General features: G+C 65.3%; 28 protein-coding genes and 1 riboswitch. Of the genes, 21 read left to right on the plus strand and 7 right to left on the minus strand.

The window, feature by feature from the left end:
* Nucleotides 1–66 precede the first annotated feature (66 nt).
* Both R2676_RS04840 and R2676_RS04845 read left to right on the plus strand, forming a co-directional pair.
* Nucleotides 67–1,404 carry an aminotransferase-like domain-containing protein gene (locus R2676_RS04840; protein WP_206273985.1) on the plus strand — a complete coding sequence of 446 codons (1,338 nt, stop codon included), beginning with the start codon at nt 67–69 and terminating at the stop codon, nt 1,402–1,404.
* Between the two features lie 91 nt (nt 1,405–1,495).
* Nucleotides 1,496–2,356 (plus strand): c-type cytochrome, encoded by an 861-nt coding sequence (locus tag R2676_RS04845; protein ID WP_206273986.1) that lies wholly within the window; start codon nt 1,496–1,498, stop codon nt 2,354–2,356.
* 16 nt (nt 2,357–2,372) lie between these two features.
* Here the strand turns inward: R2676_RS04845 and R2676_RS04850 are convergent, their stop codons facing one another.
* Nucleotides 2,373–2,882 (minus strand): DUF1697 domain-containing protein, encoded by a 510-nt coding sequence (locus R2676_RS04850; RefSeq protein WP_206273987.1) that lies wholly within the window; start codon nt 2,880–2,882, stop codon nt 2,373–2,375.
* Nucleotides 2,883–3,078: 196 nt separating this feature from the next.
* Between R2676_RS04850 and R2676_RS04855 the strand changes: the two genes are divergently transcribed.
* Nucleotides 3,079–3,507 (plus strand): hypothetical protein, encoded by a 429-nt coding sequence (locus R2676_RS04855; RefSeq protein ID WP_316856869.1) that lies wholly within the window; start codon nt 3,079–3,081, stop codon nt 3,505–3,507.
* A 165-nt stretch (nt 3,508–3,672) separates the two neighbouring features.
* Nucleotides 3,673–5,052: an FAD-containing oxidoreductase gene (locus R2676_RS04860; protein WP_206272944.1), complete on the plus strand. Its 1,380-nt coding sequence runs from the start codon at nt 3,673–3,675 to the stop codon at nt 5,050–5,052.
* Nucleotides 5,053–5,124: 72 nt separating this feature from the next.
* On the opposite strand, the gene R2676_RS04865 is transcribed toward R2676_RS04860, so the two are convergent.
* Nucleotides 5,125–6,207: a calcium:cation antiporter gene (locus R2676_RS04865; RefSeq protein ID WP_027679484.1), complete on the minus strand. Its 1,083-nt coding sequence runs from the start codon at nt 6,205–6,207 to the stop codon at nt 5,125–5,127.
* Nucleotides 6,208–6,329: 122 nt separating this feature from the next.
* On the minus strand, nt 6,330–7,184 hold the full coding sequence (locus tag R2676_RS04870; RefSeq protein ID WP_206272946.1) for a spherulation-specific family 4 protein: 855 nt from the start codon (nt 7,182–7,184) through the stop codon (nt 6,330–6,332).
* Nucleotides 7,185–7,246: 62 nt separating this feature from the next.
* Nucleotides 7,247–7,327: riboswitch (cyclic di-GMP riboswitch) on the minus strand.
* A 311-nt stretch (nt 7,328–7,638) separates the two neighbouring features.
* On the opposite strand from R2676_RS04870, the gene R2676_RS04875 reads away from it, so the two are divergent.
* A complete protein-coding gene (locus tag R2676_RS04875) occupies nt 7,639–8,094 on the plus strand; it encodes a hypothetical protein (protein WP_206272948.1) in 456 nt (151 codons plus the stop codon).
* 23 nt (nt 8,095–8,117) lie between these two features.
* Here R2676_RS04875 and R2676_RS04880 read toward each other — a convergent pair whose 3' ends face one another.
* Nucleotides 8,118–9,011 carry a LysR family transcriptional regulator gene (locus R2676_RS04880; RefSeq protein ID WP_206272950.1) on the minus strand — a complete coding sequence of 298 codons (894 nt, stop codon included), beginning with the start codon at nt 9,009–9,011 and terminating at the stop codon, nt 8,118–8,120.
* Between the two features lie 87 nt (nt 9,012–9,098).
* Here R2676_RS04880 and R2676_RS04885 point away from each other — a divergent pair, with 87 nt between their 5' ends.
* The 4 genes from R2676_RS04885 to R2676_RS04900 all read left to right on the plus strand — a co-directional run bounded on the left by R2676_RS04885 (nt 9,099) and on the right by R2676_RS04900 (nt 12,267).
* Nucleotides 9,099–9,887 (plus strand): NAD(P)H-dependent oxidoreductase, encoded by a 789-nt coding sequence (locus R2676_RS04885; protein ID WP_206272952.1) that lies wholly within the window; start codon nt 9,099–9,101, stop codon nt 9,885–9,887.
* 96 nt (nt 9,888–9,983) lie between these two features.
* On the plus strand, nt 9,984–10,766 hold the full coding sequence (locus R2676_RS04890) for a sulfite exporter TauE/SafE family protein (RefSeq protein ID WP_027679479.1): 783 nt from the start codon (nt 9,984–9,986) through the stop codon (nt 10,764–10,766).
* A gap of 34 nt (nt 10,767–10,800) precedes the next feature.
* Complete coding sequence (locus R2676_RS04895; protein ID WP_206272953.1) at nt 10,801–11,202, plus strand: carboxymuconolactone decarboxylase family protein; 402 nt, start codon at nt 10,801–10,803, stop codon at nt 11,200–11,202.
* Nucleotides 11,203–11,457: 255 nt separating this feature from the next.
* Nucleotides 11,458–12,267, plus strand: coding sequence for an alpha/beta fold hydrolase (locus R2676_RS04900; protein WP_206272955.1), 810 nt, complete (start codon nt 11,458–11,460; stop codon nt 12,265–12,267).
* 160 nt (nt 12,268–12,427) lie between these two features.
* Here the strand turns inward: R2676_RS04900 and R2676_RS04905 are convergent, their stop codons facing one another.
* A complete protein-coding gene (locus tag R2676_RS04905; RefSeq protein WP_027679475.1) occupies nt 12,428–12,931 on the minus strand; it encodes an acyl-CoA thioesterase in 504 nt (167 codons plus the stop codon).
* Nucleotides 12,932–12,975: 44 nt separating this feature from the next.
* Between R2676_RS04905 and R2676_RS04910 the strand changes: the two genes are divergently transcribed.
* The 11 genes from R2676_RS04910 (at nt 12,976) to R2676_RS04960 (ending at nt 22,395) form a co-directional block, all read left to right on the plus strand.
* A complete protein-coding gene (locus tag R2676_RS04910) occupies nt 12,976–13,500 on the plus strand; it encodes a hypothetical protein (protein WP_316856866.1) in 525 nt (174 codons plus the stop codon).
* A gap of 96 nt (nt 13,501–13,596) precedes the next feature.
* Nucleotides 13,597–13,938, plus strand: coding sequence for a hypothetical protein (locus tag R2676_RS04915; RefSeq protein ID WP_206272957.1), 342 nt, complete (start codon nt 13,597–13,599; stop codon nt 13,936–13,938).
* Between the two features lie 9 nt (nt 13,939–13,947).
* Nucleotides 13,948–15,357, plus strand: a complete 1,410-nt coding sequence (locus R2676_RS04920) for a TolC family protein (protein ID WP_206272958.1) — start codon at nt 13,948–13,950, stop codon at nt 15,355–15,357.
* 2 nt (nt 15,358–15,359) lie between these two features.
* Nucleotides 15,360–16,658, plus strand: a complete 1,299-nt coding sequence (locus R2676_RS04925; RefSeq protein ID WP_206272959.1) for a multicopper oxidase family protein — start codon at nt 15,360–15,362, stop codon at nt 16,656–16,658.
* 47 nt (nt 16,659–16,705) lie between these two features.
* Nucleotides 16,706–17,194 (plus strand): cupredoxin domain-containing protein, encoded by a 489-nt coding sequence (locus R2676_RS04930; protein ID WP_206272960.1) that lies wholly within the window; start codon nt 16,706–16,708, stop codon nt 17,192–17,194.
* A 37-nt stretch (nt 17,195–17,231) separates the two neighbouring features.
* Nucleotides 17,232–17,555 (plus strand): copper-binding protein, encoded by a 324-nt coding sequence (locus tag R2676_RS04935; RefSeq protein WP_206272961.1) that lies wholly within the window; start codon nt 17,232–17,234, stop codon nt 17,553–17,555.
* 296 nt (nt 17,556–17,851) lie between these two features.
* Nucleotides 17,852–18,949: a glycosyl transferase family 90 gene (locus R2676_RS04940; protein ID WP_316856865.1), complete on the plus strand. Its 1,098-nt coding sequence runs from the start codon at nt 17,852–17,854 to the stop codon at nt 18,947–18,949.
* 124 nt (nt 18,950–19,073) lie between these two features.
* On the plus strand, nt 19,074–19,865 hold the full coding sequence (locus R2676_RS04945) for a phytanoyl-CoA dioxygenase family protein (RefSeq protein WP_027679467.1): 792 nt from the start codon (nt 19,074–19,076) through the stop codon (nt 19,863–19,865).
* Between the two features lie 97 nt (nt 19,866–19,962).
* Entirely contained in the window at nt 19,963–20,184 is a 222-nt protein-coding gene (locus R2676_RS04950; protein ID WP_027679466.1) for a hypothetical protein, read from the plus strand.
* Nucleotides 20,185–20,408: 224 nt separating this feature from the next.
* Nucleotides 20,409–20,849: a DUF2141 domain-containing protein gene (locus R2676_RS04955; RefSeq protein ID WP_206272962.1), complete on the plus strand. Its 441-nt coding sequence runs from the start codon at nt 20,409–20,411 to the stop codon at nt 20,847–20,849.
* A gap of 19 nt (nt 20,850–20,868) precedes the next feature.
* A complete protein-coding gene (locus R2676_RS04960; RefSeq protein WP_206272963.1) occupies nt 20,869–22,395 on the plus strand; it encodes a carotenoid oxygenase family protein in 1,527 nt (508 codons plus the stop codon).
* Between the two features lie 30 nt (nt 22,396–22,425).
* Here the strand turns inward: R2676_RS04960 and R2676_RS04965 are convergent, their stop codons facing one another.
* Entirely contained in the window at nt 22,426–24,060 is a 1,635-nt protein-coding gene (locus tag R2676_RS04965) for a M20/M25/M40 family metallo-hydrolase (RefSeq protein WP_206272965.1), read from the minus strand.
* 65 nt (nt 24,061–24,125) lie between these two features.
* Here R2676_RS04965 and R2676_RS04970 point away from each other — a divergent pair, with 65 nt between their 5' ends.
* A complete protein-coding gene (locus tag R2676_RS04970; protein WP_027679462.1) occupies nt 24,126–25,043 on the plus strand; it encodes a LysR family transcriptional regulator in 918 nt (305 codons plus the stop codon).
* A 26-nt stretch (nt 25,044–25,069) separates the two neighbouring features.
* Here the strand turns inward: R2676_RS04970 and R2676_RS04975 are convergent, their stop codons facing one another.
* Nucleotides 25,070–26,551, minus strand: coding sequence for an AMP nucleosidase (locus R2676_RS04975; RefSeq protein ID WP_206272967.1), 1,482 nt, complete (start codon nt 26,549–26,551; stop codon nt 25,070–25,072).
* Between the last annotated feature and the right edge of the window lie 17 nt (nt 26,552–26,568).

Genomic DNA, 26,568 nt, shown 5'->3' on the forward strand with positions numbered 1-26,568 from the left:
GAATAGATCGGATGCTAGGCGCACGGGGCAATACAATCAAAAAATTGTCCTTAGTACACCCCGGAAATGACCCAGGCCCGCTACCAGCCGCTCGTCGACGAACTGGCCACGCAGATCCGCAGCGGCCATCTGCCGCCCGGCACACGCCTGCCCACGCACCGGCAACTGGCGCAGCGCCACGGCGTTGCGCTGGTCACGGCCACGCGCGTATATGCCGAACTCGAAGCGATGGGCCTGGTGAGCGGCGAAGTGGGGCGCGGCACGTTCGTGCGCGAAAACACGCTGCCGCGCGGCCTCGGTATCGACCAGCAGGCCGTGGCTGCCGGCGTGGTGGATCTGAACTTCAACTACCCGTCGCTGCCCGGCCAAGCCCGGCTGCTGAGCCGCGCATTGCGCAAGCTCGCTGCCGGAGGCGATCTGGAGGCGCTGTTGCGCTATGCACCGCATGGCGGCCGCGCGCATGAACGCGCCTGCGTGGCGCGCCATCTGGCACAGCGCGGTTTGCCTGTCCCGCCGGACAACGTGCTTGTGGTCGACGGCGCGCAGCACGGCCTGGCCGTGACCGCGATGGCGCTGCTCAAGCCCGGCGATGTGGTGGCGGTGGACGCGCTGACGTATCCCGGTTTCAAGGTCGTCGCCGAGATGCTGCATCTGGAACTGGCGCCGCTGCCGGCCGCCGGGCAAGGGTTGGACCTGGATGCACTGCAGCGGCTGTGCGCACGCCGCCGTGTGCGCGCCGTCTACGTCATGCCGACACTGCACAACCCGCTCGGCTGGGTGAGCGGCATCGGCTGGCGGCGCCAACTGGCGGCCATCGTGCGTCGCCACGGCCTGCTCGCCGTGGAAGACGCGGCCTACGCCTTTCTGGAAGACAACCCGCCCGCGCCGCTGGCCGCGCTGGCGCCGGAATCGACGGTCTACATCTCCGGCCTGTCGAAAAGTGTGGCCACCGGCCTGCGTTTCGGCTTCGTTGCCGCGCCCGCAGCGTGGGTGCCGCAGCTGGAACGCGCCATCCGCGCCACGACGTGGAACACCCCGGCCATTGTCACGAGCCTCGCCTGCACATGGCTGGACGACGGCACGGTCGAGCGCCTGGAGGCCGAGAAACGGCGCGATGCGGCAGCCCGTCAGGCGATTGCCCGCAAGGCGCTGGCCGGCCTGACGTTGGTCACGCATCCTGCGTCGTACTTTGTCTGGCTTGCGCTGCCGCCCGAGGTGCGCGCCGACCGCGTTGCCGTGGCGCTGCAGCAGGACGGCATCTCGGTGTCCACCGCAGAGCCGTTTGCGACATCGAAGCAGGTACCGCATGCGTTGCGGCTGGCGCTGGGCTCCGTCGCGCTCGACCGGCTCGACGCCGCGTTGCAGACCGTCAGGCAGCACGTGCAGGCACAGGTGGATCGATAACGAAAACCGTGCCAAACCTCGTGCGCTTGCCTACACTCTCGTCGCAACGAAATGACCCGATTTCCGGCCCGATTTGCCGACAGGAGACCCCATGAAGAACTGGCTTGCGACGATCGCTGGATGGACGCTCTGCGCATGCGTGGCGTTCGGCAGCGCCGCCCATGCAGCCGATGCCCCCGATGACGGCGCGACGCTGACCGTCAACATCGGCACCGAGCACCGCACGTTGTCGCGCGACGCATTGCTGCACGATCCCCGCCTGACCAGCGTGACCGTGGAAGACCAGAACCTGAAGCGCCGCCTGACCTTCAAGGCGATCCCGGTGACGGCGCTGTTCCAAGGGCAGACGGTCAGCGCCGAAGCCAGTGCCACCACCGCCGCCAGCGACGGCTACGTTTCGCACCTGCCGATGCGCCTGCTGCTGGGCGATCGCGCCGACGGCCCGCGCGCCTGGCTGGCCGTGGAAGACCCCGCCGCGCCGTGGCCGACGCTCAAGGGCCAGGACATTGGCCCGTTCCGGCTGATCTGGACGGCGCCGCCGGCCAAGGCGTCGGTCGTCAATGAAAGCCTGTGGACGTACAGCATCGTGCGCATCGACGTGGCCGCGCTGCCGGGCGAGCGCTTCGCGGCCATCCGGCCCGCCGCGGGGCTGCCCGCAGACGGCCCGGTCATGCGCGGTTTCGCCACGTTCCAGCGCGTCTGCTTTTCGTGCCACACCCTCAATCGCGCCGGCGATGCCAACCTGGGCCCCGATCTGAACGTGCCGTACAGCCCGGTGGAATACCTCGGCGACGAGAAATTGCGCCACCTGATCCGCGATCCGCAATCCCTGCGCTGGTGGCCCAACGCACGCATGTCGGCCATCGACGAGAAGACGCTGTCCGATGCGCAGCTCAACGATCTGCTGGCGTATTTTCATCACATGACGAAGCGCAAGTCGGCAGCGCAATGACGGGCGCTGAGGGCCGCTATTCGGCGGCCCAGTCGACCAGCGTGGCGATGGTGTTCATGTTGCGCGCCGTCCCCGTCTTGGCGGCGGGGATCTTCAGTTTGGAATCGGCCATGCCGTCGCCGTAGTGCACGTAGATTTCGCGGGTGCCCAGGGCCATCTCTTCCGTCCGAAGGCCGGTGGCGGCGGCCAATGCATCGGGGGGCGGTGGGGTATCCAGGAAGATCGCGACTGTCCGGTTGGGCGCCGCCGTCTTGAACGGATTGCCTTCCAGCACCGCCGCCAGCTCGGCGCCCGTGCGCACAAGTACGCCCACGGGTTTGCCGGCGTAGTCCTCCAGGCAGCGTTCCAGCTTCGCCTTGATGGTCGCTTCCGCCAGCCGGCTCTGAAAAACCACGTTGCCGCTGGCAATGTAGGTGCGTACGCCGGTCAAGCCGATCGATTCACACATTGCGCGTAACTCGGCCATGGGCAGTTTGCCGGTGCCGCCCACGTTCACGGCGCGGAGGAAGGCGATGTAGCTGGGCATGGGTTCTCCTGTTCTGTCTGTCTTATCAACGGCTTACGGATGGGCTCAAACCGGCAACATTCTGTTACGAGATTGACGAATGTGTTTAACCCGGCCCGTTGGGCGGCTTGTATTCTCCGCTCCGAACTCATCGAGCCCGGATCGGCCCTCATTGAGGCGAGTGCCGCATCCTGCATTTGCGCATAAGGAGAACACCATGTTGAAGAAAATTGCACCGGCCCTGATTGTGGCAACGCTCGCCGGCCTGACGGCTTTGCCCGCAGCGGCGGATGACCTGCGCAATGCCCTCGGCGGCGCGCTGGGTGGCGCAGGCGGCGCAGCCGTGGGCGGCGCACTCGGCGGGCAGACCGGCTCGGTGATCGGCGGGGCGATCGGCGGCGGCGCGGGCGGCGCATTGACGGCCAACGGCCGCGAGCGCAAGGGCGCCATCGTGGGCGGCGCATTGGGCGGCGGCGTGGGCGCGGCTGCAGGCAACGCCATGGGCGGCCACACGGGCGGCATCGTGGGCGCCGGCCTGGGTGGCGGCGCGGGTGCAGCACTGGGCGGCAACGTGCAGCGCAATTCGTACTCCGACCGTGACGACCGCGGCTACCGTCGCCACGGCAAGCACCATCACCACCACTGATCTGATGCGCCGGTGCGCTCGCTATTGAGCGCACCGGCCGCTTTCTTGCTTTCCTTCCGGCGACGGCGCGGTCGGCAAAACCTGTCGTCGCGACTCGCCGTTGCCACGTGCGCCGCCTACCATAGCGAGACGGCTGCCGTCGGCAACCACACGAAGGAGAGCGCCATGACGCAACGCTTCGACGCCATCATCATCGGCACCGGCCAGGCCGGCCCTCCGCTGGCGGCGCGCCTGTCGGGCGCCGGCATGAAGGTCGCCATCGTCGAGCGCGGCCGCTTTGGCGGTACGTGCGTCAACACGGGCTGCATCCCCACGAAAGCCATGGTGGCCAGCGCCTATGCAGCGCGCATGGCCCAGCGTGCGGCCGAATACGGCGTGATGATCGACGGCGGTGTCACCGTCGACATGCAGCGCGTGAAGTCCCGTAAGGATGAGATTTCCGGCCGCTCCAGCCACGGCGTGGAGCAATGGGTGCGCGGTCTGGAGCACTGCACGGTCTTGCAGGGCCATGCCCGCTTCGAAAGCGCGCGCACCGTGCGCGTTGGCGACGAGCTGCTTGAAGCCGAGCGCATCTTCATCAACGTCGGCGGTCGGGCGTTGGTGCCGCCCATGCCCGGGCTCGATCAGGTGCCGTTCCTCACCAACTCCACCATGATGGACGTGGATTTTCTGCCCGAGCACCTCGTCGTGATCGGCGGGAGCTACGTCGGGCTGGAGTTCGGCCAGATGTTCCGCCGCTTCGGATCGCGGGTGACGATTGTCGAGAAAGGACCGCGCCTGATCGCGCGCGAAGACGAAGACGTATCGCAGGCGGTGCGCGAGATTCTGGAAGCGGAAGGCATCGACGTGCAGGTCAACGCCGACTGCCTGAGCGTGCGACGCGACGGCGCCAACGTCGTGGTCGGCCTGGAGTGCGGCAGCGGCGCGCGCGAGTTGTCGGGCTCGCATCTGCTGATGGCCGTGGGGCGTGTGCCCAATACCGATGATCTCGGTCTCGACAAGGCCGGCGTGGAAATCGACAAGCGCGGCAATATTGTCGTTGACGATCAGTTGCGCACCAACGTGCCCGGCATCTGGGCCCTGGGCGATTGCAACGGCCGCGGCGCCTTCACGCACACGGCCTACAACGATTACGAGATCGTGGCGGCCAATCTGCTCGACGACGATCCGCGCAAGGTGTCGGACCGCATTCAGGCGTACGCCATGTACATCGACCCGCCGCTTGCGCGCGTCGGCATGTCGCTCTCGGAAGCGAAGCAATCAGGGCGCAAGCTGCTGGTCGGCAACCGCCCGATGACGCGAGTTGGCCGTGCGGTGGAGAAGGGCGAGAGCCAGGGTTTCATGCGCGTCGTGGTCGATGCGCAGACGCACGACATCCTGGGCGCGTCGATCCTCGGTGTGGGGGGCGACGAGGCCGTGCATTCGATTCTGGACGTGATGTATGCCAAGGCGCCGTACACGACCATCAGCCGCGCCATGCACATTCACCCGACGGTGTCGGAGTTGATTCCCACGTTGCTGCAAAGCATGGAGCCGGTGCAGTAGCGCCTGATGTGGCGCCAAAAAAAGGGCGCCTATCCGGCGCCCCATACATCGACCCGCGATCGTGCGCGTCGCTCAGGGCACGATCGAGAGAAACAGGTACGCCGCAAAGATCGCCAGGTGCACGACGCCTTGCAGGATGGTCGTGCGGCCCTTGCCCAGCGTGAGCGACGACACGATCAGCGTGAGGAACAGCAGGACCATTTCCTTGGGCCCCAGGCCCAGTTCGAGCGGGCGGCCGATCCAGATGAACACGGCGGCCACGGTCGGGATGGTCAGGCCGATACTCGCCAGCGCCGAGCCCAGCGCGAGGTTCAGGCTGGTCTGAATGCGGTCTGCATTGGCAGCGCGCAGGGCGGCCAGGCATTCCGGCAGCAGCACCAGCGCGGCGATGACGATGCCGACCGTGGCGGGCGGAGCGCCGGCATTCAGGATGGCGGCTTCCACCGAAGGCGACAGCACCTTCGCCAGCCCCACGACGGCCACCAGCGACGCCATCAGCAACACCGCGCTGAGCGCCGCCACGCGTGCTGGCGGCGGCGGGGCGTGCACGTCTTCGTTGGCGCTGTCGACGAGGAAGTAATCGCGGTGGCGGATGGTCTGCACGATGACGAAGCAGCCGTACAGCACCAGCGATGTGACGCCGGCAAAGGCCAACTGCGACGAGGTCATGACCGGCCCCGGCGTGGAACTCGTGTAATTGGGCAGCACCATGGTCAGCGTGACCAGTGCAGCCAGCACGGCCAGCGCGGCGGTGGCCCCCGGCGCCTGGAAGGCTTGCTCGCGGTGGCGCAGGCCGCCCACGAACAGGCACACGCCCACGATGCCGTTGCAGATGAGCATGACCGCCGCAAACACGGTGTCGCGCGCCAAGCCTGCTTTCTCCGGTCCGGAAGAGAGCATCACCGACACGATCAGCGCCACTTCGATCACGGTCACGGCGATTGCCAGGACGAGCGTGCCGAAAGGCTCGCCCACCTTGTGCGCGACGACTTCGGCATGGTGGACGGCAGCGAAGACGGCCCCCGCCAGTGCCAGCGCCATCAGTGCGATGAGCCAGCCGGGGGGCGTCATGAACGAGCCGCCGACCAGCACCACCCACGCGAGCAGCGGGGCGGCGACAGTCCAGGGGGGCAGCTTGTTGGAAGAAAGGGCCACGGGGTTCTCCTTGTTGTTGCCTCGACGCCGGCAGGCGGCGAAGGGGGGATGCAGTGTGGCCCGAATATAAAGCATGTGCGGAGCATCAGCCCGCCCATGCGGCGTGCGTCATGCCCGCGCGGTCACGGGGCAACGGCCGTGGCGGACACCTCCTGGCTCCAGTAACTCGGCAGCGCGCCATACGGGTTCGGCAGCGTCTTGTTCGTGATGAACACCGCAGCAGCGCCCTTGCCTGACGCGTTGCGAACGAAAGTTTGCATCTGCGTGGCCGACGCCGCGTAGACGATGTGCGCAAAGCGCGCCTTCGGATAGTTGGCCTGCCACGCCAGCGGCGCATAGCTGGCGTAGTGCCGGGCGCTGTCTTCGAACACGACGAGCTGGTCTGCCACTGGCAGGCTGGCGTAGATCTCCGGCACATTGGTGCCCGGGTTGCCGGTGACCGTGTAGTTGGGCGACAACCCCTTGATGTAGTTGTAGACCGACTGATAGAACTGGATGTGCGCGGTCGTGCTGTCGGCGGTCATCTCGTCGATGAAGAAGCCGTCGACCTGGTACAGCGCCTGGTAGGTGTTGATGTCCTGCACCACGGCCGACAACGACCGGTTGGCGTACGAGCTGGACACGTACCCGATCACCTTGCCGCCTGCGGCACGGACCTTGGCGACGGCGGCAACGTAGTTGGCATCCTGCGTGGTGCCCGGGCCGCTGTTCGGGTTGAGGATGACCGTGGTGGGTACCGACGTTGCCGCTGTGGCCAGCGCACTCCACTGCGTTGCGCCTGTGCCTGATGGATAGATGTACGACGGCACCAGCAGCCCTTCAGCGCTGGCATGCGATGCGCCCATCAGCGCGCCCGACACCAGTGCGAATGCGGCATATGCGGCGCGGGCGAACCTGCGCTTTGCGTTGCCCATTTGCGATGCCACGGCCTGCGTGGCGGATGCGGGCGAACGCCCCCCCGTTTGTATCGTTTTCATTGTGTGCCCCCGACCACGCCATTCTTTGCGTGTGTCATCAGGCCCGCTCCCGTTGCGGGTTGGCGGGCAACTGGCTGACTTCGTCCAACGAAGTCCCTATAGCTTTGCGTCGCCGGATCACTCCGGTTTTGCCCAGACCTCTGGGTGTGAACCCATTGGGGGAAGACTCTACCGGGGCCGCGCCAGCCCGGCAAACGGAGATTGCGCAAACGGGCTGGCCGCCGCATGAAGCGTTGTGGGCAGCCCACGTTGCGCCTTGCCATGGCAATCAACCATCGCCGCCGAATGCACTGGGGGCGGCTTGGCCATTGCTCCCATGCCGCGTTTCCCCTGGCCTGGGCCAGAACGTCTGGTGCATTCCGCGCCACAGACCTCCCCCGTATCGTCGGTTCACGCAGCGCTACCGGTTGCCGCTGTGTTTCTTGTTCACGTATCTGACTGAGGAGAACCTGCAATGAACATCCGCTCGAATGTGCCCGTCATCCGCGTCGCGCTGTTGGCGTTGGTGTCCCTGATCGCGTCGCTGGCGGCCGCGGTCGCATTGGCTGCACCGCCCGCGACAGTCGCCTCCTGTGACGGCATCAAGGAGGCGTACCCGATTCTCGGCACGCAGTGCGCCAACCACTACGCCAAGATCAACCACGCGCCCGCCACTGCTTCGGAGCGGCGCGAGACGTACGTTGCGCGGATCGAGGTGTTGGAAATCTTCCGCAAGGCGCTGCTGTGCAACGGCATGTACGGCGCATCGAAACCGGAGCAGCAGCGCTTTGCCAGCGGCGAGGCCGGCCACCTCCAGGCACTGGCGAACCTGAACGCGGCGATGACGGTTGCCGGCGACCCGAACGTGCCGGCGCTCTACACCGCCGCCGATTTGAATGAGGTGTCCATCAAGAAGCAGCAGTGCAAGTAGGGGAACGGCGGCGGCGCGGTTCTTCAGACCGCGCCTGCAATCACATCCCGCAACCACTGATGTCCGGGGTCTCGATGCACGCGCTCATGCCACAGCATCGACATCTCATAGCCGGGCACCTCCACCGGCGGTTCGACCACCTGCAGCGCGCTGGCGCCGCGCACGAGCCGCTCGGGCAGCATGGCGACCATGTCAGTGCTCGCCACCGCTGTCATCACAAACAGGAAGTGCGGCACCGACAGCACGACGCGCCGCGTGGCACCGGCTGCCGCCAGGGCTTCGTCGGTCACGCCGAAGAAACCACCGCCATCGGGCGACACGATCACGTGATCGAGCGTGCAGAACTGCGCCAGTGTGGGCTTGCGCTTCAGGCGCGGATGCCCCGCGCGGCCGATCAGCACATAGCGTTCAGTGAACAGCGTACGGCGGCGCAGGCCCGGTGGTGCGCCGTCTGTGGTGTGGAACGCGAGATCGATCTCCCCTTGCTCGGCTTGCTTTTCCAGACGAGTAGGGACCAGCTCCAGTATGGCGAGCCGCGTGCCCGGCGCGCTTGTGCGCAGCGTATTCAGCGCCGGCAGCGCGATGGTGGATTCGCCGTAATCCGTGGCGGCCACGCGCCACGTGTTGGTGGCGTGTGCCGGGTCGAACGGGCTGGCGGGCGCGACGGCCTGCTCCAGTGCTTCCAGCGCCAGCCGCAGGGGTTCGCGCAGGCTTTCAGCGCGGGCAGTGGGGCGCATGCCACGCGGGCCCGGCAGCAAAAGCGGGTCGCCGAAGATGGCGCGCAACTTGGCCAGATGCACGCTCACGGAAGGCTGCGAGAAGTTCAACCGCTCCGCCGCACGGGTGACGTTGTGCTCGGTCAGCAGCACATCCAGTGTCACCAGCAGGTTCAGGTCCAACCGTCTGAGATTATTCATGGCTATGCCTGGAATATGAACAATTCATTTCCAATATACCTGGGTGGACCGCATTCTGGAGCCAATTCCTCATTTGGAGCTGCCACCATGAATGTCCTGATCGTCTACGCCCATCCTGAACCCAAGTCGCTCAACGGTGCCCTCAAGGACTTTGCCGTCGAGCGTCTGCAGGCCGCCGGCCACACCGTGCAGGTATCGGATCTGTACGCCATGCAATGGAAGGCCGTGCTTGATGCCAGCGACAGCACTGTCGCGCCGGTGGGCTCGCGTTTCGACCCGTCGCTGGATTCCAAGTACGCCTTCGAGAACGGTCTGCAGTCCCCGGACATCGCCGCGGAGCAAGCCAAGCTGCGCTGGGCCGACGCTGTGATCCTGCAGTTTCCGCTGTGGTGGTTTTCGATGCCGGCCATCCTCAAGGGCTGGGTCGAGCGCGTCTATGCGTATGGCTTCGCCTATGGCGTTGGCGAGCACTCCGACACCCACTGGGGCGACCGCTACGGCGAAGGCACACTCGCCGGCAAACGCGCCATGCTGATCGTGACGACGGGCGGGTGGGCGTCGCACTACAGCCCGCGCGGCATCAACGGCCCGATCGACGACATCCTGTTCCCCATCCAGCACGGCATCCTGTACTACCCCGGTTTCGATGTGGTGCCGCCGTTCGTGAGCTACCGCACCGGCCGCATGGACGAGGCGCGCTTTGCTCAGACGACGCGCGCGCTGGGCGAGCGACTCGACACCTTGTTCACCACCGCGCCGATCCCGTTCCGGCGGCAGAACGCCGGAGACTACGAAATCCCGGCGCTCACGCTGCGCGCCGGAATCGCACCCGGAAAATCGGGCTTCGCTGCGCACCTTGCCGAGACCCCGGCGTAACGGCGGGCGCTACAATCTGAGCTTCACTTCCGGCGGCGCGCTGTAGCAGATACAGCGCGCCGCCGCGTTTGTTCTCGTCCCTCCTTTCTTGTCGGCATGGCGTCTCACGCGGTTCTCACGGGTCTGGTCAATTTGCTGCTCGGCATGGGCCTTGGCGTTGCAGGCGGTTTGCTCGGCATTGGCGGCGGGCTGATCGCCATTCCTGTGCTCGGCTACCTGTACGGAATGGACCAGCACCTTGCGCAGGGCACCGCCCTGGTAATGATTGCGCCCAATGTGCTGATCGGTTTCTGGCGGTATCACCAGCGGCATCCGGTGCATCTGCGTTCCGTCGCGCTGATCTGCGTGTTCTCGATGGCGGCGACCTACGTTGCCGCGCGTTTTGCAGCGGGGCTCGATGCCCATCTGCTGCATACGGCATTTGCCGTATTCCTGATCGCGCTGGCGGTGTACTTTGCCTCGCAGCTCAAAGAGAAGCCGAATGCCGGTGACGCCACGCACGCTGCCCCACGCGCAATGCCGGCCGCAGCCCTGCCATTGATGGGCGTTGCCAGCGGGGCGATGTCGGGCATCTTCACGGTGGGCGGCGGGCTCGTGGTGGTGCCGGCGCTCGTGACGTTCTTCGGTATGCCGCAGACACGCGCCCAGGGCATGGCGCTCGCGCTGGTGGTGCCCGGCTCGCTCATCGCACTCGCAACGTATGCGCATGCCGGCCATGTGGATTGGGGAACGGGCATTCCGCTGGCCGCCGGTGGTATTGCCAGCGTGTCGTGGGGTGTGGCGTTGGCGTATCGGTTTTCAGCGCGGCGTCTGCGGTTGGCCTTCTGCGCAGTGCTGCTGGGTACCGCGCTGATGATGCTGCTGGTCAAGCCAGCCTGATTGACTGATTTTTTTCAGAACGGAGGAGGGCATCGTGTCGGAACAAGACAAGCAGGCCGGACGCGCACGCCGCGCGCAGGTGATGGGCGACGCGTTCGTGGAACGCGCGATGAGCGGGCTGGATGCGTTCTCGGCGCCGCTGCAGGATTGGCTCAACGAGCACGCCTGGGGCAGCACGTGGCAGCGGGACGGCATCGACCTCAAGACGCGCAGCCTGTGCACCTGCGCGATGCTGGCCGCCCTGGGCCGCAGCACTGAACTGAAGGGCCATGTGCGCGGGGCCATCAACAACGGTGCAACGGCGGTGGAGATCCGCGAAGTGCTGCTGCATAGCGCCATCTATGCCGGCGCGCCAGCGGCCATCGAAGCCTTTCGATCCGCGCGCGAAGTGCTCAATGAACTGGGCATCCAAGTCGAAGACGAAGCGGCGCGCTAGTCCGACGCGGGATGGCGGCTTGTGCTAACCGGCTTAACACAAGTTGCATGGCCGATGGGGCTTCTCTATTCTCGCGGGATCGTGCTGGCCGCCGGTGCGCAGCGATGGCGAAACCCTTCCGCGGAACGCCCATGTCTCAAGACCTCAAGACCCTGGGTGCGCGTGGCCATGTTTGCGGCGGCTGCGGCGCTCTGTTACTGGTGGTTCAAGCAGCAGTTTGCGGCGCTTGGCTACACGGCGTGATACCTGATTGACATGGGCCCCTTCGACGACGATCTGACCCGGTTTGCGGCCCACGGTGCTGAACCGCTGCCGGCCGCGGTTGAGGACGGCCATGTCGAGCATGATGGCGCCCGCATCTGGTATGCCGCGTTCGGTGCCGGCACGCCTGTGATCCTGCTGCATGGCGGGCTCGGCCATAGCGGCAATTGGGGCAATCAGGTGCCGGCACTCATGAGCGCGGGCTACCGGCCCATCGTCATCGACAGCCGTGGGCACGGCCGCAGCACGCGCGATGCGCAGCCTTACGCCTACACGCGCATGGCTTCCGACGTGCGGGCCGTCATGGATGCGCTGCACATCGACCGCGCCGCCTTCATCGGCTGGAGCGACGGCGCTTGCGTTGCGCTGATCCTCGCCATGCAGACGCCGGAACGCGCCACGGGCGTGTTCTTTTTCGGCTGCAACATGGACCCGACCGGCGCCAGGCCCTTTTCGCCCACGCCCGTCATCGATCGCTGCTTCGAGCGCCATCGAAAGGATTACACCGCGCTCTCATCCACGCCTGACGATTTCGATGCATTCGTCGCGGCCGTCACCGAAATGATGCAGACGCAACCCAACGCCACGGCCGCGGAGCTTGCCGCGACGCGCGTGCCGGTGACGATCGTGCAGAGCGAACACGACGAGTTCATCCGGCCCGAGCACGCACACTATCTGGCGAGGACCCTTCCTGATGCGCAGTTTGTGTTGCTGCCGGGCGTGAGCCATTTCGCTCCGTTGCAGCGCCCCGCGTTGTTCAATGCGGCCGTGCTCGCATTTCTGCACGGGCTGCTGCAACAGTAAGCCGCGTCGGGGACGCGCGCGTTATCCACAGAAACAGTGGGTAAGCCTGTGGATAACAATGCGCGACCGCGATACCACGCGGCTCGCAGTTCCTTGCTGACTGCGTAGGCAGGCAGGCGCGACGCGGGGGTGTCGCGGCACTGCCGATTTCAACGTGCGCTTAGTTGCGCGTGCCGGACGGGCCGTAGGTTGCCTTGATCGCCTTGTGCCGGGCTTCCATTTCCTGGCGCAGGGCGCGGCGCTGCTGCGCGGCTTCGAAGCGTTCCTGTTCTTCGGCGTTGGCGGGCACCAGCGGCGGCACGTCGGCGGGCTTCCCGTCGTCGTCCACGGCCACCATCGTGAAGTAGCAGCTGTTGGTATGGCGCACGACCTGGTTGCGGATGTTCTCCGTCACCACCTTGATGCCGATTTCCATCGACGTGCGGCCGGTGTAGTTGACCGACGCGAGGAACGTCACCAGTTCACCCACGTGAATCGGCTGGCGGAACACCACCTGATCCACCGAGAGCGTCACGACATAGCGGCCGGCATAGCGGCTCGCGCACGCATACGCCACCTGATCGAGAAACTTGAGGATGTGGCCGCCGTGTACGTTGCCGGAAAAATTGGCCATGTCGGGCGTCATCAGCACGGTCATGCTGAGCTGGTGGGATTGCGTATTCATGGGGCGTTGAAGCAGGAATGATGGGGAAAGCAGGGCGCGCAGAAATGGGTACGCAGCAGGCAGCCATTGTGCCGTGCGCGACGCATGTTGTGCTGCATTGCGTGAAATTTGATGGCATCGCGCTACACTACCGGTTTCCGCCGCGAACGATTTTCACGGTCTTCCTGTTTTCCATGCACCGATTGCTGACCCGCCTCCTGCTCTGGCTGGTCGTCCTGGCACTGCCCCTGCAAGGGTTTGCCGCGACGGCCATGATGGCGCGCGGCGGTGCCATGGACGATGCGATGGTTGCCCTGGCAACGCCGGATGACGCCGCCGTCCTGTCCGATGCCTGCCACGAGCACGAAGACGCCATGGCCGCCGGTGCCGAGTCGAAAGCGCCGGCACAGTCGCACTGCAAGACCTGCCCGATCTGCGCGACGTGTTCGCTCGGCTCGGTCGTTCCCCTGGCCGCCAGCCTTGGCGTGCCGCTGATCAAGCTGCCGGCCGCTGCGCCGCGCGGCCTCGCTGTTTCCTTCCGCAGCTTCATTCCTGAAGCGCTCCAACGTCCACCCTTGATTCGCGTTTGACGCCACCAGTCCGTCCATAGAACGGGCTGGCCTCTGGTTTGACGGCTCCATGCACTGCATGCGGCCGTACGTCATCACGCCTGATCGAGGTTTCTCATGCTTTTCACACGATGGTTCGTGGCCGCCGCGCTGCTGGCGCTGGTGCCGCCATGGGTAGTCGCGCAGGGCGCCGCATCTGCGCCGGCGGCATCTCCGCCTGATCCGCTGAACGCGGACGCCGCTGTGCCGGCTGTCGCCGCGCCGCGCACATTCGACAGTTACCACGCGTATCGCGATACCGGCCCTGCGCCCTGGCGCGAGACCAACGCAGCCGTGGGCCCTAAGCCGGGCGGCGCCGCGCATGGCGGCCACGCAGCGCACAGCATGCCCGCGAGCGCGCCGGCCGCCTCCTCCAACAAGCTTGCCGGCGAGCCCATGCCCGGCATGCACCACCACTGAGGAGGCGCCATGCTCAAACTCTCCAACCGCCGAGTCGCCCTGTGCGCGCTGGCGGGCACGCTGCTGCTGAGCGGCTGCGGCACCATCACGCAAGACAGCGGCTTCAAGACCGTTGCCGATGTGTCGCGCGACCGGCTGGGCAAGGACGCCACCTGGCAGCGTTCACCGGAAGCACGCGACAGCGCCGCGCAACGCACGCGCGAGCTGCTGGCCCAGCCGCTGACGATGGACAGCGCCGTGCAGATCGCACTGCTGAACAACCGTGGCCTGCAGGCTTCGTATGCGGAGCTGGGGCTATCGGAAGCCGCGCTCGTGCAGGCCAGCCGCCTGCCGAATCCCGGCTTCAGTTTCAAGCGCACGCGCAGCGGCGACGACGTGTCGATCGAGCGCACGTTCTCGCTGTCGTTCCTGAACCTGCTGACGCTGCCGATGGCCACGCGCATCGAAGGCCGTTACTTCGAGCAGACCAAGCTGCTGGTCGCCAACCAGATGCTGCAGGTGGCCGCAGAGACACGCCGCGCATACGTCAATGCCGTCGCTGCGGAGCAATCTGCACGCTATGCAGAGCAGGTTCAGCAGGCTGCCGAAGCCGGGGCCGAGTTCGCCAAGCGCCTGGCGTCTGCGGGCAACTTCAGCAAGCTGGATCGCGCGCGTGAACATGCTTTCTATGCAGAGGCCACCGCCACCTTGGCGCGCGCTCGCCAGCAGGCGCAGGCCGAGCGCGAGGCGTTGATCCGCCTGCTGGGTGTGTGGGGCGCAGATACCGACTTCAAGCTGCCGGAACGGCTGCCCGACCTGCCGAAGGATCGCCCTGAACTGCAGCAGATCGAGGCCTATGCGTTGCGCAACCGGCTCGATATCCAGGCGGGCAAGTTGCAGGTCGAGGGGTTGGCATCGTCGCTGGGGCTCACGCAAGCCACGCGCTTCATCAACGTGCTGGATCTCGGCTACGTGCGCAACAGCAAGTCCAACGAGCCCCGTGAAACGGGCTACGAGATCAGCATCGAGATCCCGCTGTTCGACTGGGGCGGCGCCCGCGTGGCGCGCGCGCAGGCGATCTACATGCAGGCGGCCGACCAGCTTGCCGACACCGCCGTGCGCGCGCGTTCGGAAGTGCGCGAATCGTACGTGCGCTACCAGACCGCATATGACCTCACGCGCCACTACCGCGACGAGGTCGTGCCCGTGCGCAAGCGCATCTCCGACGAGATGCTGCTGCGCTACAACGGCATGCTCGTGAGCGTGTTCGAACTGCTGGCCGATGCGCGCGAGCAGGTGAATGCCGTGAACGGCTACATCGACGCGCTGCGCGGGTACTGGATTGCACAGACCGACTTGCAGATGGCGCTGGGCGGCAAGCTGCCGCCGGCTGAAGCGAATGCGGCAGCCCCTGCGCCGACCTCTCCCCAAGGACATTGAACATGGTTTCCCGACGTCAATTTCTCGGTGGCACGGGCGCGGCCATGCTGGGCGCAGCGATGGTCGCGCGCGCCGGCGCGGCCTCGCTGCCCGAAGCACCGCTGCAATCGAAGCCCGCCACGCAGCCGCCGCTTGCGCCGCCCAACGGCCGGCCCTACAACCCCGTCGTCACGCTCAACGGCTGGACGCTGCCGTGGCGCATGCGCGGCGGCTGGAAGGAGTTCCACCTCGTGGCCGAGCCCGTCGAGCGCGAATTCGCACCCGGCATGACGGGCCATCTCTGGGGCTACAACGGCCAGAGCCCCGGCCCGACGATCGAATGCGTAGAAGGCGATCGCGTGCGCATCTTCGTGACCAACAAGCTGCCCGAGCACACCACGGTGCACTGGCACGGCATGATCCTGCCCGCCGGCATGGACGGCGTGGGCGGCTTGTCGCAGCCGCACATTCCAACCGGCAAGACCTTCGTCTACGAGTTCGAGATGAAGAAGTCCGGCACCTTCATGTACCACCCGCATTCCGACGAGATGGTGCAGATGGCGATGGGCATGATGGGCTTTATCGTCGTGCACCCGAAAGACCCGGCGCAGCATCGCGTCGACCGCGATTTCGTCTTCCTGCTCGCCGCGTACGACATCGACCCCGGCTCCTACACGCCGCGCGTGGCCGAGATGACCGACTTCAACATGTGGACGTGGAACAGCCGCGTCTTTCCCGGCATCGACCCGTTGCCCGTGCGTCTGGGCGACCGCGTGCGCATCCGCATGGGCAACCTCACCATGACGAACCACCCGATGCATCTGCACGGCCATACGTTCGAAGTGGCGGGCACCGATGGCGGCTGGGTCCAGCCAAGCGCGCGCTGGCCGGAGGTGACGACCGACATTGCCGTGGGCCAGATGCGCGCCATCGAGTTCATTGCCGACAACCCCGGCGACTGGGCCTTCCACTGCCACAAGTCGCACCACACGATGAACGCCATGGGGCACAACGTGCCGACCATGATCGGCGTGCAGCAGAAAGACCTCGCCAAGAAGATGAACGCGCTGGTGCCCGACTACATGGGCATGGGCCAGGCCGGCATGGCCGACATGGGCGAGATGGAAATGCCGCTGCCCGACAACACGCTCCCCATGATGACGGGGCAGGGCCCGTTCGGCGCCATCGAAATGGGCGGCATGTTCACCGTGATGAAAGTGCGCCGCGATCTGCCGCGCAATAGCTATGCCGACCCCGGTTGGTACAAGCACCCGAAGGGCACCGTCGCCTACGAATACACCGGCACCGGCATCGACGACTGATCGATCCTGAATCCACATCCCATACGAAACGTAGACCGAGACCAAACATGCAACGCAATCTGATCCGTTCCCCCTTCCTGGCCGCGCTGATGTCGATGGCCGCCATCGCGCACGCATCCGGCGATCACGCCGGCGGGCATGACCATGGCGATGCCACCATCGGTGAACCCGGCGACGCCGCCCGGATCACGCGCACGGTGCGCGTCGACATGACCGACACCATGCGCTTCACGCCCGCGCAGATCAGCGTTCAGCGCGGCGAGACCATCCGCTTCGAACTCGTCAACAGCGGCCAGCTACGGCATGAGATGACGCTGGGCACGCCGGCCGACCTCGTCGCCCACGCCGAGCAGATGCGCCAGCACCCCGAGATGGAGCATGCCGACGCCAATGCCGTCACCGTAGACCCAGGCCAGCGCGGCGAGATCGTCTGGCGCTTCACGCGCGCGGGCGCCGTGGAATTTGCCTGTCTGCAGCCCGGCCATTTCGAGGCCGGCATGCGCGGCGCCGTGCAGGTCCGCGGCAACAAGTCCTGACCCCTGCCCAATCACCTCGTTCGACAAGGAGCCCAACATGTTTCGTCACGCCCTGATACTGACTGCGCTGCTGGCCGGCGCACCGTTCGTCCACGCAGCTGAGGATGCTGCTTCCGCACCTGCGGCCACCACTGCCGCCCCCATGTCCGAAGGCGAGATCAAGAAGATCGACACCGCTGCCGGCAAGCTGACCATCAAACATGGCCCGCTCGACAACCTGGGCATGGAGCCCATGACGATGGTTTTCCGCGTCAAGGATCCGGCCATGCTTTCCAAGGTGGAGGTCGGCAGCAAAGTGCGATTTATCGCCGAGAAAGTGAACGGTGCATTGACCGTCACGGCTTTGGACGTGCCGCAGTAACACGAAGGCGGGCGGGCGCTCGCCTGCCCGTGTCTTCAGTGCCGTGGGCGGGGTGGAGAAACGCTCCGGCCTGGGGCGGCGGAAAAGTGTGACGCCATGACAACGGTCATGCGGCGGGCACTGGGCACCGTACGAAAGCCAGCCGCTTAGCGGCCAGAATAGGAATGAGCCGCGAGACTCTTACGGTAAAGTGAGGGCCGCCGCAGATGCGAGGCATCATCGGCCGACGCGCTGTCTAAAAGGGGGAAGCGTGATTGGCTGCACCCACATCAGCGGCATGCAAAGAAAAGTGGGCCATGCGCCACTCTATTCTATATGTGGGCTCGGAACTTTCACCTGAAAAAGCGACGCCCCTGAGTTTAATTTCCGCGGCATCTTTTTGGTTCATGCGTCATCTCAAATACCGCTTGAGCAGGGTCTCTGCAAGAAAATTCTGGTATTACTTTTCGAATGCCTCAAGCCATTTTCTCGCGCCGGCTACAAAAAATGGAAAGGCCGAGAGAATTCTGAAAAGCAGAACCGGCCAGCGGCGTATGCAGGACGTCTTCGATCGGTTGAGCTATTACAATTCGGTTTCGGAGACATTCGACCCGAGCCGCAATGCCGTGGAGTATTCGAAGTTCCTGCTGAAATCCTCAACAAGCACCATTGTCGACAAAGATTGTGAAATCGGGAGCACCTATTTCTATGATCTTGTCGATCTAATGGACTATTTCGGGCCGGGCTACAGTTTTGACTATGACTGCGGGGACGTGACGGCCGAGCCTACCCACCCCGCATTCGTAAAAAGCCGGCCGATCAAGAGCAGCGCCCATAATGGGATTCTCTTGAAGCTCGACGCCATCCGGCACTTTTCGCTGGCGCGCGACACGATCGACTTTCACGACAAGAAGCCCATGGCGGTGTTCCGTGGCCCTTGCCATCAGGAACACCGCCAAGCCTTTGTGGAGCGATGCCATGATCTGCCGCACGTCAACATCGGCGATACCAGAAAATCGGAAATTGGGAAGGCGACTTACAAATCGCCCACGACGATTGCAGAGCAATTGCAATATAAGTTCATTGTGAGTGTCGAAGGAAATGACGTTGCAACGAATTTGAAATGGATCATGGCATCCAATTCGCTGTGCTTTATGAGGCGGCCCCGATATGAGACGTGGTTCATGGAGGGGAGGCTGATTCCAGATGTGCATTATGTTCTGCTGAAGGACGATTATTCCGATCTTCAGGAGAAAATGGAGCATTACCGGAAATACCCGGGCGATGCGTTGGCGATTGTCCGCAACGCCAACCGATGGGTCGCACAGTTCATGGATCGCGACCAGGAGCGCCTGCTCGGTTTGATGGTCATCGCAAAGTACTTCCGGTTGTCCGGCCAGCAGGCGTTTTGGTAAGGCTCCAGCAGGACAGCACTCCCCACGTTTGATCCTGAGCAGGCCCGCCGAATGTCGGGCCTGCAACGCTTACGGCGGCGCGTTACACTCGTTGTCTTTCGCCGTCTCCGTACGCTCTTTCGCCATGTCCGCGTCTGCCCCCACCACCACCCACGCACACCCGCTTTCCGACGAGCAACAAGCCTTCTTCAAGGAGCACGGCTACGTCGTGTTGCGCGGCTTCGTCAGCCAGCAGGTGACCGCCGCGTTGCTTGCGGCTGCGCAGGATGGGCTGGCCCGCGCTGCGGCGCCGGTGGAGCTGGAGACCGACGTCGGCTATGCAGGCGCACCCCTTTCGCGCGACGCCGAGGGCGGCCAGACGGTGCGCCGCCTGCTCGACGCCGATTCACGCGGCACGCCGTATACCGAATGGGCCCGCGACCCACGCGTGGCCGGCGCGATTGCGCAACTGATCGGTGGCCCCGTGCACCTTTCGCTCGCGCACCACAATTGCGTGATGACCAAGCATCCCGCGTTCGGCACCGCCACACATTGGCACCGCGACAGCCGCTATTGGTCGTTCGAACGGAACGAACTGGTGTCGTCGTGGCTGGCCCTGGTGGAAGAGACCGTCGATAACGGCTGTCTGTGGGTCATTCCAGGCAGCCACAAGCTTGACCTGCCTGCCGACCGGTTCGACGCCAAGCTGTTCCTGCGCCAGGAGCTGCCGGAGAACCGCGCATTGATCGATACCGCGCGCCCCGTGCCGCTGCTGCCCGGCGATGTCCTGCTTTTCCACTGCAACACCTTCCACGCCGCACGTGCCAACCAAACGGGCGCGGTCAAATTCTCGGCGGTGTTTACGTATTACGGCCCGAATAACCATCCCCTGCCGGGAACGCGCTCGTCGGCGCGGCCTGATCCGCTGGTCGGTTGATGTGCGCCCTCCCCCATTTGTAGGTGAGCGGCGGACAGATTTGTGTCACAGGGCTTTGCTAAGGTGGACCTCCAACGACCAACAACGGGGAATCACAATGGCGATTCAGGAAGTGACACATGGCGCGCATGTCATCTTCGTTGATCCGCTGCAACGCGACGATCATCGCTGGACGGCCCGTTTTCAGATCTGTCGTGCCGGTCACATCGTGTGCGATTGGGAAGACATCGAGATGCCCGAGGGCTTCATCTCGCCGCAACTGGCGCTGAGTGCCAGCGTGCTGCTGGCCGAGCATCGTTTGTCCAGCTTGCCGCACTAGCCTCCCACGCCATAAGCGCCCGCCCCTCCGGCGGGCGTTTTCGTTGGCACGTCAGGCGTGAATGCCCGGTGAGTTCTGTGATGCGTTCATCGCCCGCAAGCGACCGTTTGCGCCCCCGCATCCGCACTTCGTCGCATGCTCGCTGACTACCGCGCGGCACCCGCCTACATTGCCTCCTGACCCGCCGGCCGATCAACGCATCGCCGGTCTCTCAGGAGACGTTCATGACTGCGATGCTTTCTCTGCCGCGCATTGCGCTGGCCCTGTTTGCGACGACGCTTGCCGCGAGCGCATCCGCCGCGACGCTGACTGTGGTGGTGGAGGGCGCACAAGGGCGCCAAGGCGCGATGCGCGCGGCGATGTTCCGCGACACCGCCGGTTGGCTGAAGCCCGATTCGGCCGTCCGCGCTGACATTGCCGCGCTCGAAAGCGTGTCTGGCAGCGCCGTCACCTTCGTCTATCCGGATCTGCCGGCGGGGCGCTACGCGTTGTCGGTCTTCCATGACGCCAACAACGACGGCAAACTTGGCACCAACCCGGCCGGCATTCCCATCGAGCCCTACGGCTTCAGCCGTGATGCTCGTGGCCGTTTCGGGCCGCCCGCATTTGACGATGCCGCCATCGACGTGCAGGGCGACCAGCGCGTGACGATTCACTTGCACTGATCTTGAGCGAGGGCCCGTCATGCAACGCCGATCCTTTCTTGCGGCCTTGGGCGCCGCACCCTTTGGTTTGACCTTGACCGACGTGATGGCCGCCACCCCCGACCCATGGGCTGCAGGGTTTGCCGCAGCGCGTGCGCAAACTCCATGGCTGGCCGGTTACCAGGGCGTCGGCGCCGACATGCCGACCCGCGCGCTGAAGGTGGAGGGCGTCTTCCCGCCTGCGTTGCGCGGCGCCTTTTATCGAAACGGCCCGGCGCGGCATGAGATCGGCGGCGTGCGTTATCACCATCTATTTGATGGCGACGGCATGATCCAGCGCTACGACATCAGCGAGCAGGGCGTGACGCACCGCGGCGTGTTCGTGCGCACCGAAAAGTTCATCGCCGACACCACCGCCGGCCGGCCGTTGCGCGCGACGTTCGGTACCGCCAACCCCGAGATGGAGCCGGTGGCCTCGCCCGACAGCATCAACGTTGCCAATACCAGCCTGGTGATGCACGGCGACGAGATGCTCGCGCTGTGGGAAGGCGGCTCGGCCACGCGTGTCGATCCGGATTCGCTGCGCACACTGGGCATGCAGACCTGGCGCGACGACTACAAGGGCATGCCGTTTTCCGCCCACCCCAGGGCCGAGCCCGACGGCACGCTGTGGAATTTTGGCGTGAGCAGCGCGGCCGGTCTGCTGACCGTCTACTGTGTGGGCGCAGACGGCGCGCTCAAGCGCGTGGAGTCCATCAAGGTGCCGGACGTGGCGATGGTGCACGACTTTGCCGTGACGCAGCGCCATCTGGTGTTTCTGCTGCCGCCGTTCGTGTACGACGTTGAACGCTCGCACGCCGGCATGTCGTTTCTCGATTCCCATGTCTGGCGGCCGGAGCTGGGCATGCGCGTGCTGGTGCTGGATAAGGACGACGTCACGCGCATGCGCTGGCTGCAGTTGCCGGCGGGCTTTGTCTTCCATCTGGGTAATGCGTGGTCGTCGCCGGATGGACAGGAGATCCATCTCGATTACATCCGCTCGGACGATGCCTCGGTCGTCACCACGTCGCTGCGTGAATTGATGCGCGGGCAGATTTGCCCATCGCCCGGCGCGCGTCTGACGCAAGTGCAACTGAATCTGCGAACGGGCCGCGCCGAGCAGTTCAGCACCGACCACATTGCTGAATTCCCGAAGATCGACACGCGGCGCACCGCACAACGTCATCGCGCGTTGTTCATGGTGGCCCACACGGCGTCATCGTCGGATGGCGGCCCGCAGGCGCTGCACGGCTTTGACACCGTCATGCGCGTCGACATCGATTCAGGGCAGACCGAGCAATACCGCTTCGGCCACCGCACCTTGGTGGAAGAACACGTGTTCGTGCCGGCATCGGCCAGCGCCCGCGAAGGCGAGGGCTGGCTGATCGGTACGGTCTTCGATGTGGACGCCGGCTGGACGAAGCTGACGGCCTTCGATGCACAGCATGTTGCTGCAGGGCCCATCGCCACGGCGAGCCTGAGCGGCGTCGCGCCGCTCGGGCTGCATGGCTTGTTTCGTGCGGCTTAAAGGGCTTAAAGGGCTTAAAGCGCCCGCTTGTCAGAGCGGGTGCGTCAGCAGGCCGTAGAGCGTGCGCACGCCGCTCACGTAGTTGCCCATCCGCAGGTTCTCGTTCGCGGCATGCTGGTTGTTATCGGCATTGACCAGAGGAATGATCGCGAACGGCACCTGCAGCACGCCAACGATTTCCGCGGTGGGCACCGTCCCGCCCATCATGCGGATGCGGACCGGCGCCGGGTTCGCACCAAAGGTGTCGGTCAGCGACTTGTAGGCCCATGTGCCCACTGCCGAGTCGATGGGTGAACCCGCGGCATCCGCGCCCTCGCTCTGATACGTGAACGTGGCCAGCTTGTCGTAGCGGCTGCGCTCTTCGTCGGTCGGGGCGTTCTTGACGAGGTGGTAGCCCTGGCGCTCGATGTGCTGCTCGATCAGCTTGCCGAGGTAGCCCGCGGTGGAGTCGGGCGTGGTGCGCAGGTCCAGTTCGGCGACGGCCTTGTCGGGCACGATGTTCGCCACCTTGTCGCCCACCGCCGCAGACGCCATGCCGCGCACGTTCAATGACGGATACTGCATCGCCTCCTGGTAATTGGCGCCGACCTTGTCGGCATGCGCAATGCCCAGGCGCTTGTTGAGCGCTGCCTGGTCGTCGGGCACGGCGGCCATGATCTTGCGGTCGGCCGCGCTGATCTTCACATGGTCGTAATAGCCGGGCACCGTCACCCGGCCCGCGTCGTTCTTCATCGATGCCAGCAAGTTGGCCAACTGCTGGGCCGGATTGCGCGCGTAGTTGCCGTAGTGCCCGCTATGCAGCGGCACCTTGGCGCCGTAGACGGTGAGCCGGGCTTCGGCCGCACCCCGGTTGCCAAAGACCAGCGTGGGGAGGTTGCTCGCATGCATGGGGCCGTCGTGGATGACGATGGCGTCGCAGCGCAGCAGCTCGCGGTTTGCCTGCATGACCTTGCTGATCGACGGCGAGCCTTTCTCTTCCTCGCTGTCGAGAATGATCTTGACGTTGACGGCGGGCTGGCCGCCGCTGGCCTTCAGCGCATCGATGGCGGCCAGCATCATCATGATCGGGCCTTTGTCGTCGGCGGACGAACGGCCGAAGACGCGCCATTCCGGATCGAGCGGGCCGCTGAACAGCTGCGCGGAGTCGATCTCTTCCCAGTTGCCTTGTGCGGTCTTGTGCTTGAGCACCGGCGTCCACGGACTCTTCTGTGCCCACTGCGCGGGAATCACCGGCTGGCCGTCGAGGTGCATGTAGAACAGCACCGTCTTGCGCGCGGCATCCGGGTTCGGCAGCTCGGCGTAGAGCATCGGTTTGCCGTTGTTCGCCAACTGTTGCGTCGTGAAACCACGCTTGCGGAACGCCTGCTCCAGCCAGTCGGCATTCTTGCGGACATCCTCCGGCACGATGGCGTCGTTGGGCAGGGAGAGCAGCTCGAAGTATTCGCGGTAGGTTGCCTGCGCGTGGCGCTCGGCGTCTGCCGAAGACAGCTCGGCGGCACAAGCGAGGCCGGCAGTTCCGAGCATGAGGGTCGGCACCAGCGCCAGGAGGCGATGGCAAGCGCGGGGGGCGGCAGATGGACGTGCTGCTTGCTGAAGGGACATCAGGACACTCCGCTGGTCGAACAGTTCCGGGTGAGTCTGCGCAACCCACACCTTTTTGACCATTAGAATTTTCTTGGGATATCTTTGCGTTTCATGCAAAGCAGAAGGGCCTTGCGCCTACGTCGCCTATGTCATCTCATCGCCTGCAGGAGACGTCCCTCCGCTATTTTCTGGAGGTCGTGCGCACGGGCTCGTTGACTGAAGCGGCCGCGCGCCTGCATGTCAGCGCCTCGGCCATCAGCCGGCAGGTGGCGATGCTTGAAGAGCTGCTCGGCGTGCCGCTGTTCGAGCGTCAACCGCGCGGTATGCGACCCAGCGCAGCCGGCGAGCTGCTTGCCGCGCATGCCCTGCGCGGGGCGCTGGAAGCAGAGCGCGTGGTGTCGGATATCCAACGCCTGCAAGGGCTGCAGCGCGGCCGCGTGCGCATTGCGTGTTCCGATGGCTTTGCGATCGAGTTTGTGCCACGCGCCATCGTGGCGTTTCGCGAGCGGCATCCCGGCATTCAGTTCGACCTGCGCGCCGAAGAGCCCATGCGCGTGACCGAGGCCGTCTTGCGTGGCGACGTGGACATCGGCCTGACCTACAGCCGCGCCGCCGTGCACGGCATTCGCGTGGCGTATCAGCAGCGTGGCTCGGTGTTTGCCATCATGCGGCCCGACCACCCGCTGGCGAAGTTCAGCAGCGTGACGCTGGCCCAGATGCACCCATTCCCGATTGCGCTTTCCGGGCCCGACAACACGGTGCGCCAGTTGTTCGACATGGGCTGCAGTCAACGCGGGCTCGTGTTCGAGCCGGTGCTGGTCAGCAACCGCTTCGACGGGCTGTTGAGTTTCGTGCTGCAAGGCGGCGGCTTGGGCATTGCCGGGGAAATCACCGTGCGCGAGCGCGTGCAGCGCGGTGAATTGCATGCCGCGGAGATCCGCGAGCGCGGCATGCGTGGGCGGACCGTGGAACTGCAGACCCTGGCGGGCCGCACCTTGCCCGAGGTGGTGCGGGTATTTCTGGACTTCCTGCGCGAGGCGCTGCCGGAGCCGCCCCCGCGCTAACCGGCGCTAGTCGGTGCTCACCCGCGCTATCGGAACGCGGGTTCGTCAAAGCTGCGCAGTTTGCGCGAGTGCAGCGCCTCGACGCCGCTTTCGCGCAACAGGCGCACGGCTTCCATGCCGATGTCCAAATGCTGGCTGACACGCTGGCGGTAGAACAGGTTGGCCATGCCGCGCAGCTTCAGTTCGCCGTGCAGCGGCTTGTCCGACACGCACAGCAGGGTGCCGTAGGGCACGCGCAGGCGGAAGCCGTTGGCGGCAATGGTCGCGCTTTCCATGTCGATCGCAATCGCGCGCGACTGGTTGAAGCGGCTGTACAGCGCCTGGTACTTCAACTCCCAGTTGCGGTCGTCGGTGGAGACCACCGTGCCGGTGCGCATGCGCGACTTCATGTCGGCGCCCGAGAGCCCCGTGATGCGCGCCACCGCCTCCTGCAGCGCCACCTGGATCTCGGCGATGGGCGGCACGGGCACCCAAGGGGGCAGGTCCTGGTCGAGCACGTGGTCGTCGCGGACATAGGCGTGGGCGAGCACGTAGTCGCCCAGCTGCTGTGAGCGGCGCAGGCCGCCGCAGTGGCCGATCATCATCCAGCAGTGCGGACGCAGCACGGCCAGGTGATCGGTGATGGTCTTGGCGTTGGACGGGCCCACGCCGATGTTCACCAGCGTCACGCCCAGACGATCTTCGCGCACCAGGTGGTAGGCGGGCATCTGCGGGAGGCCCTTGATGCGGTGGGAGTCGTCCGGCGCGGGCGTGCCGAGTTCGTGTTCGGTGTCGCCGGGCTCGACAAAGCGGATGTAGCCCTCGTCGTTGCCGTCTTCCATCAGCTTGCGGCCGAGGGCGGCAAACTCATCGACATAGCGCTGGTAATTGGTGAACAGCACGAAGCGCTGGAAGTGCTTCGGGTGCGTGGCGGTGTAGTGGTACAGGCGCTGCAGGGCCAGGTCGACGCGCTCGGCCGTGAACATCGACAGCGGCTGCGGTTCGTCGCCAATCGGGCGGTATGTTCCGTTGGCGATGGAATCGTCGATCTGCGCAAGGTCGGGCAGCGTAAACGCGCCGCCAAGCGCGCGCGCCTGTTCCGGCGTGATGTCCACCGTCGACGCTTCCACCACGAACGGCAGCGGAATCGGCCGGTTGCTTACGCCCACCACGACGGGGCTGTTGTGATAGTGCAGCAGGCGTTCGATCTGCACGCGGTAGTAGTCACGGAACAAGTCCGGCCGCGTGAGCGTGGTGCCGTACACGCCCGGATACGCCACCGTGCCCCACGCCGGCCGCGCGTCGCTTACCAGCGTTTTCGGGTCGACGGTGATGCCGAGATACGGATAGCAGGCGGCGAGGTCTTCGCTGCAGTCCTGTCCGCGCGCAAAGGCGTGGAAGCGATCGCGGATCGCCTGCGCGGAGCGCTCGTAGATGGCGGTGATGCGCTCGACGGCAGTGTTGGCGTCGGTGCAGATCGCCAGGTCGTGCGCGGGATAGAGATGGGTAGAGGCGCGGGTATCGGTCATGTTCTCGATGATACCGA

The organism is Ralstonia flatus, from assembly GCF_958439105.1.
GTDB lineage: Bacteria > Pseudomonadota > Gammaproteobacteria > Burkholderiales > Burkholderiaceae > Ralstonia > Ralstonia flatus.